Below are 6,459 nucleotides of genomic sequence, written 5' to 3'. Positions count from 1 at the left end.
CCGTGGCGATGGAGCCGGCCACAGCGATCTTCATCTCGACCTCGCGGAATCGTCGGATTCGGGCGCGGCCAGAGTACCGGACGATCGGCTGCCATCCGGTACCGACGGGTATGGAGCACGCGCAACCGGCTTCCCGGCGCGTCCGACCAGTTCACCGATCGATCGGTCGCTGTTCTCCGCGACGGCGAGCAGCACCTTTTCGAGCTTGTCGAGCCAGGAGGCCGCCTCTCCCGGCGCGAAGCGGTCAGCGTAGTGGTTCAAGTTCACCAGCACCTCGCCGTTGGCGAAGGCAACCTCGAGCCGCATCGGATGCTCCGTCTGATTGAGCAGTTCCACCGGCGTGGCACCGAGTACCCGTGCGAACCGCTCGAAGTTGGACTCCAGCTCCGGGAAGGTCTCGTTGACGACGAAGCTGTCGAACAGGTTCTCCTCGAGCGGCACCCCGGCCAGCTCGTGCAGGCGGGCGAGCGGCAGATATTCGTACCGGCTAATTTCGGCCACGTGTTCGTGCAAGCCCCGCAGCCACGCGGGCAGCCCGGCGTCGGCGTCCACCCGGTGGCGCACCGGCAGGATGCTGAAGAACTGGCCGACCGTCTGGTCGATGTCCAGCTGGGCCGTTCCACGACCGGAGAAGACGGTACCTACCACGACGTCAGGGCTGCCGGTCACCTCACTCATGACCATGGCCCAGCAGCCCAGCACGACGGTGTAGAGGGTCAGATCCGCACGCTTGGCCAGTGCGGTGAGAGCCGCGGTGGCAAGTGCGGGCACGACGATGGTTTCCTGCAGGTACGGCGGTTCCAGGCCGACGGCCCGCCGGTCCGCCGGCACGGTGAGCGCCGGAAGCGGCGGGCCGAGCTGAGCCCGCCAGAACCCCTCGGCTTCGGTCAGGTCCCGCTGGGCGCTGAGCGTGCAGTGCCGGCCGAACGAGTCGTCGACCGGTTCGGGTCGCAGCGCCTCCCCGGCGGACGCGGCCTCGTAGGCGTCCAGCAGCGTCCGCATGATGATCATGTAGCTCCAGCCGTCGTGCTCAGCCAGGTTGAACAGATAGATGTACTCCCAGACGTGATCCTCCAGCCGGAACAGGGCGACGTGCATCTGCAATGGCGCCTCCGGGTCGAATCCGGCCGCGCGCCGGTGAGCCACGTACGCCTGCAGCCTGCGCTGCTGTTCGGCCGGCCGAACCGAACGCCAGTCGTGCCGGTCGATGCGCAGCTTCACCTCTCCGCGCACGACCTGCACCGGTTCCCCGCCCGGCACCAGGACGTGGCTGGTACGCAGGGCCGGGTACCGGTCGATTGTGTGCTGCCAGGCCCGTTCCAGGGCCACCGGGTCGAAGGTTGCGTCCTCGATACGGAACCGGTGGTGGATGACGTTCCCGCCGGGTTCACGGGTATGCCGCATCCGGTGCAGGATGTGCCGCTGCGTGGGTGCGGCCGGATAGACGTCATCCGCGTCGGGGAACCGCTGCCGGATCAGCGCGACGAGCTCAGGCGCCACGTCGACGAACGCGGGAACCTCCGGCACGGCACCGGCAGGGCCGCGGGAACCGGCCAGCCGCGCCAGATTCTCGATCGTCCGCGCCTGGAAGACGTCCTGCGGCGTGACCGTGAGCCCGGCCGCCGCCGCCCGGCCGACCATCCGGATCACCAGCAGCGAGTCGCCGCCGAGCGCGAAAAAGCTGCTCGTCACGCCGACCTCGTCGATGTTGAGCACGTCCGACCAGATGCTGGCGAGCGTCTTCTCGTCGTCGGTGCGGGGCGGCACCCGGCCGGCGTTGCTGTCGGAATGGCGGTACGGCACCGGCAGCGCCTTGCGGTCGAGCTTGCCATTTGCGTCGACCGGCAACTCCGGCACCGCTACGACGACCGACGGCGTCATGAACTCCGGCAGCTTGTCCTGCAGGAAGTCGCGCACCTCTCGACTGAGCTGCCGGCTGATCCGCAGGAGCAGCGGATTGTTCACGTACCGGTGCGGCGTCGGGTCGAGCCGGCCGGCCTCGGGCAGCGCCGGGAACGGGACGCCGGCACGACGCAGGACCACCCGGTAGCGGCCGTCGTCACCCTGGAAGGCAATGTCCGCCCGGAGGCCGCGCCGCGCCGCCGACTCCCACCAGTCCTCCGGCTCCACGCCCGCCGGCGCCACCGGCCGCAACCGTTCGAGGCGCTCCGATCCGTCCGCCGTGGCCAGCGCCCCGAGCCAGCCGTTCACCTCGGCCAGGCGCGCGTTGGGCACGTCGTTCACCACCAGGACGTCCGTCGTGAGCATCCCGATCACCCCGGCCGGTGTCAGCTCGCCGGTCCACTCCAGAGCCGGCGCCGGGACGGCCTCGATGGCCGGGCCCCGCACGGTCAGGGCCACGTCGTAGCGGTAACGGGACAGCTCGTTGTGGTGCCGGCCCCGCTTGAGCATGACCTCGACCGCCGAGATCTCGGCGATCTCGCGGTGCAGCCAGCGGAACAGCCGCGGGTCGACGACCAGTTCCTGCTCCTCGGCGACCCGGGCCCGGATCCGCCGGCGCAGCTCCGCCACGGTGGTGCCCGGTTCGGCCCCGGCCAGCTCGACCTCGGTGTGCAGGGCCTCCAGCAGCAGCTTGCTGCGCAGGTCGCCCAGGAAGATCGTCCCGCCGGGCCGCACCAGGCCGGCCGCCGCGGTGACGACCTGCCGCAGGTAGGTGACGTCCGGGAAGTACTGCACGACCGAGTTGAGCACGACCACGTCGAACGGCTCGGCCGCCAGCCCGCCCACCTCGTCCGCCCCGGCCTGGAACAGCTTGACCTCGGTGGCCGCCGGCAGGTCGGGGACGATCCGCTCGCGCACGTAGTCCAGCGCCGTCGCCGCGATGTCGGTGGCCCAGTACGCCTCGGTGTGCGGGGCGATGCGGGCCAGCAGCAACCCGGTGCCGCAACCCACCTCCAGCACCCGCCGCGGCCGGTGCGCGAGCACCCGGTCCACCGTGGTGTCGACCCAGATCCGCATCTCGTCGTCCGGGAGCTGCTCACCGGAGCGGGAGCTGGTCCAGCCGACCACGTTGAAGTCGGACTCGGCCGGGGCGGCGCCGTCGTAGGTGCGGTCGAACACGTCCCGCCACTCGGTGACCTGGGTCGACTCCAGCTCGCCGGCGCCGTCCTCGGGCGGCACGACGTAGGCGACCAGTTGCTGGTGGGCGGACTCGTCGCCGACCTCGCGGGCCAGCACCACCGCCTCCCGGACGGCCGGATGCCGGCGCAGGGCCGCCTCCACCTCGCCCGGCTCGATCCGCAGGCCGCGCACCTTGAGCTGGAAGTCGGTGCGGCCCAGGTAGGCGATGTCGCCGCCGGGCAACAGTCGGCCCAGGTCGCCGGTGCGGTAGAGCCGCGCGCCGGGCGTCTCCGCGTACGGGTCGGGCAGGAACCGCTCGCGGGTCAGCTCGGGCCGGTTCAGGTAGCCGCGCGCCACCTGCACGCCGCCGATGAACAGCTCGCCGGCCACGCCCGGCGGCACGGGGCGCAGGTGCCGGTCGAGGATCCGGATGGCGGTGTTGGCCACCGGCCGGCCGATCGGCACCACGGTCACGTCGCCCGTGGGCGGGCAGGGCCAGTAGGTGACGTCGACCGCGGCCTCGGTGGGCCCGTACAGGTTGTGCAGCCGGGTTTCCGGGAGGACGGCCCGGCTGCGGTGCACCTGGGCCGGGGTCAGCGCCTCGCCGCTGGCGAACAGCAGCCGGATCGACGTGCACCCGCGGCTCGCCGGTTCGTCCAGGAACATCAGCAGCATGGAGGGCACGAAGTGCATCGTGGTGATGCCCTCGGCCTGGATCAGCTCGGCCAGATAGCGCGGGTCCTTGTGGCCGTCGGGGCGGGACAGCACCATGCGGGCGCCGATGATCAGCGGCCAGAAGAACTCCCACACCGACACGTCGAAGCTGAACGGGGTCTTCTGCAGCACTCGGTCGGCCGGGGTCAGCTCGTACTCATGCTGCATCCACAGCAGGCGGTTGACGATCGAGCGGTGCTCGACGGCGGCGGCCTTGGGCTCGCCGGTCGAGCCCGACGTGTAGATCAGGTACGCGAGATCGCCCGGCCCGGCGACGCTCATCCGGGTGTCCGGGCCGTCGATCTCCTCGTCCAGCAGCAGCACCTTCGCGGCGTGGTCGGGCAGCGTGAGCAGCAGGTGCGGCTGGGTCAGCAGGATGCCGGGCGCCGCGTCGGCGAGCATGAACTCCACTCGTCGGGCCGGGTAGGACGGGTCGATCGGCACGTACGCGCCGCCCGCCTTGAGCACGCCCAGCAGGGCCACCACCAGCTCGACGGACCGCTCCGCGCAGACGCCGACCGGCTCGTCCCGGCCCACGCCCAGCGCCACCAGCCGGTGCGCGAGGCGGTTGGCGCGCTGGTCGAGCTCGCCGAAGGTCAGCTCGCGGCCCTCGCAGGTGACCGCGACCCGGTCCGGCCACCGGTCCACCGCGTCCTCGACGAGCTGGTGCAGGCACCGGTCGGCGCCCGGGAAGAGCCGGCTCTCGCCGGTGCCCGCGAGGATCTCCGCGCGCTCCTCCTCGTCGGAGAGCAGGCGCAGCTCCGAGATCCGGGTCCGGGGCGCGGCGGCCACCGCGCCCAGCAGCGTGCGGTAGGCCGCGACGATGCGCTCGACGGTGTCCCGCCGGAAGAGGTCGGTGCTGTACTCGACCTCGCCGCTGAGGTAGCCGTCCTGCTCGGTGAGCGAGACCCACAGGTCGAACTTGCAGGTGCCGTTGCGGATCTCCCGCCCGCCGGTGAGCTGCGAGCCGTCCCAGAACCGCTCGCGCGGGTTGGGCTGCATGGCGAAGCACACCTGGAACAGCGGGTTCATGTTGATGCCGCGCCCGGGCAGCAGCTCGCGCACGAGCAGCTCGAACGGGATGTCCTGGTGCGCGTAGGCCTCGGTGCTGACGGTCTTGACCCGGGTCAGCAGCTCGGCGAACTCCGGATCGCCGGCCATGCTGGTCCGCAGCACGACCGTGTTGACGAAGAAACCCACCAGCTCCTCGATGTCCACGTCGAGCCGGCTGGCGGCGGGCGTGCCGATCACCACGTCGTCGGCGCCGCTGTACCGGTGCAGGAGCACGTTGAACGCCGCCACCAGCGTCATGAACAGCGTCGCGTCGTGCGCGTCGCCGACCTCCCGCAGGGCGGTGACCAGGTCCTCGTCCAGGGTGAACCGCAGGCTGTCGCCGGCCATCGTCTGCACCGCCGGGCGCGGGTGGTCCGTCGGCAGCTCCAGGCCGGTCCGGTCGGTGCCGAGCTGCTCCCGCCAGTACGCGAGCTTCTCCCGCAGCGCGTCGCCGCTCATCCGCTCGCGTTCCCAGAGCGTGAAGTCGCTGTACTGCACGGGCGGCGGCGCCAGCCGCACGGGCTCGCCAGCGGTGAGCATGGCGTGGATGGCCATGACCTCGCGCATCAGCACGTAGCCGGACCAGGCGTCCACCACGATGTGGTGCAGGACCAGCACCAGCCGGTGTTCCCGGGGGCCGAGGCCGACCAGCACCGCGCGCAGCAGCGGGCCGGCGCTCAGGTCGAAGACGTGCCGGGACTCCTCGGCGGCGATCCGGGCGAACCGGGCCGCGCGTTCAGCCGGCGGCAGCTCGCCGAGATCGACGAACGGGATCGTCACGGTCAGGCTGGGCGCCACCCGCTGCCACGGCTCCCCGTCGACGTGCGGGAACGTGGTGCGCAGAATCTCGTGCCGGACGATCACCTCGTTGAACGCCGCCTCCAGGTCGGCCACCGCCAGCTCGCCCCTGAAGTCCAGATCGAGGGCGACGTTGTAGGCCGGGATGCCGGGCACCATCCGGTCGAGCGACCAGAGCCGCTGCTGGTGGAAGGAGAGCGGCACGCGGTCGTCGCTCGGTGTGGTCCGGCGCCGGGCCGCGACCTCGAGCAGAGACGGTCCGGTGTACGGGCCGGCGTCGTGCAGCCGCTCGTGCACCACGTCGGCAATCCGCAGCGCCGTCCGGTTCTCGAAGACCAGCGTCGGCGGCACCTGCACCCCGGTCAGCCGCGCGAGCCGGTTGCGCAGCTCCATCGAGGTGAGCGAGTCGAAGCCGAGCTCCATCAGGTCCTGACCGGCCGGCACGGCATCGGTGTCGCGGTGCCCGAGGACCGCGGCGACCTGGGTGCGGACGACCTCGACCAGGTCGTCCCGGGACATCGGGCCGAGCACGGCGACCGGTTCGGCCGGTTCCGGCGGCAGCACCACCCGGGCGGGCCGGCCGTCGTCGGCCGGGCCGTCGAGCCAGTACCGCTCGTGCTGGAACGGATACGTCGGCAGGTCGGGGACCACGCGCCGCTGCGGGAACAGGCTCGCCCAGTCCACCGGCACGCCATGGCTCCACACCAACCCGGCACTACGCAGGAACTCGGCCCAGCCGTCCAGATCGCGGCGCAGGGTGCCGGTGACCACCGGCGCCTCAATGCTGCCGACCAGCACCGGGTGCGCGCTGAC

General features: G+C 71.7%; 1 protein-coding gene. It reads right to left on the bottom strand.

Features of this window, described 5'->3' with window-relative positions; translation table 11 throughout:
- Nucleotides 1-30 precede the first annotated feature (30 nt).
- Nucleotides 31-6,444 (bottom strand): amino acid adenylation domain-containing protein, encoded by a 6,414-nt coding sequence (locus tag AB0G13_RS33480; RefSeq protein ID WP_357883320.1) that lies wholly within the window; start codon nucleotides 6,442-6,444, stop codon nucleotides 31-33.
- Nucleotides 6,445-6,459 lie beyond the last annotated feature (15 nt).

The sequence above is a fragment of the Micromonospora sp. NPDC023633 genome, assembly GCF_040640035.1.
GTDB lineage: Bacteria > Actinomycetota > Actinomycetes > Mycobacteriales > Micromonosporaceae > Micromonospora.
Note: the sequence above shows the minus strand (reverse complement) of the source record. Positions and strands in the feature narration are given on the sequence as shown.